A 1,248-nucleotide genomic window follows, 5' to 3' on the forward strand; every position below is an offset into this window, starting at 1 on the left:
TGACTTGGACCAAGATGTCCAGGCGGGCGTCCGGGTCCTCGTTGCCTTTGGTCACCGGTCGGTCCTCGGCTATGCTTTGGCGACGGATGTCCCTCTGCCAGATGAATTGGAGGAAGATCAGGTTAAGGATATTTTGACGGTCCTAGACGACCAGCCTGTCTTGAGCGAAGAGCTCCTGGCCTTGTCGAGCGAATTAGCCGCCAATAACTTTTCCTTCCAGGTATCTTTTTTAGCTTTGATGTTGCCAACGGCTTTGAAGGCGGCCTACCGCAAACGCTTAGTTGCCGGCCCCGGTTTGTCTGATGCTGACCGGGTGGCCTATTTGGATGGGCAGGAAGAACGGTTGGTTAAGACCAAGGACTTCTCGGCCAAGGAATGGCGGGCGGTTCGGGCCTTAGCTGCAACTGGCGCTTTATCCGTGACAACCGTGATTGAAGACCAGGGAAAAATCAAAACCGAACTGGCCTACCAGGTGACGGATGACCGAGAATTGTTAGAAGCGGCCCAGGAAGACTTAAAGAAGTCCGCCAAGAGCCAGGCCACCCTTTTGGCCTTTTGCTTGGAGTACCCGGGACAGACCTTTAGCAAACGCGATTGGTTAGCCCAGGTCGATGTCAGTGCCGCAACTCTAACAGCAGCTGTTAAGAAGGGTTGGTTGATCAAACGACAGGTTGAAGTTAAACGTCGGCCCTACGCCATGGCCAGTGGCAAGACCGAGGACTTGAAGGTCTTAAATCCTGACCAGGAAAAGGCCTATCAGGCCTTGACTAAGGCCATTCAGGCCCACGATAACCAAACCTTCTTATTGGAGGGGATTACGGGGTCGGGTAAGACCGAGGTTTATTTGCAGGCGGCCCAAGAAGTGATTAACCAAGGCCAGCAGGTCTTGTTCTTAGTCCCCGAAATCGCCCTGACGCCGCAAATGCAGAAACGAGTGGCTGACCGGTTTGGGGATGCCACCGCCGTCTTGCACTCGGGTCTTTCGGCCGGGGAACGCTATGATGAATGGCGGCGAATCCAGGCCGGTGAGGTCAAGGTCGTTGTCGGCGCCCGGTCGGCGGTCTTTGCACCCTTGAAGGACCTCGGCCTAATCATCGTTGATGAAGAGCACGAAACATCTTACAGTCAAAGTGAAAACCCGCATTACTCGGCCCGCGATGTAGCCTTATGGCGTGGGACCTACCACCATGCGCCAGTAGTTTTGGGATCGGCTACGCCATCATTGGAAAGCCGGGCCCGGGCGCAGAA

General features: G+C 55.1%; 1 protein-coding gene. It reads left to right on the forward strand.

Annotation, left to right across the window (positions count from 1 at the left end):
• A partial coding sequence (locus AOQ29_RS08050; RefSeq protein WP_242977438.1) for a DEAD/DEAH box helicase family protein occupies positions 1-1,248 on the forward strand: 1,248 nt, incomplete at both ends.

Source organism: Fructobacillus ficulneus (genome assembly GCF_001047075.2).
In the GTDB taxonomy this organism is placed as follows: Bacteria; Bacillota; Bacilli; order Lactobacillales; family Lactobacillaceae; genus Fructobacillus; species Fructobacillus ficulneus.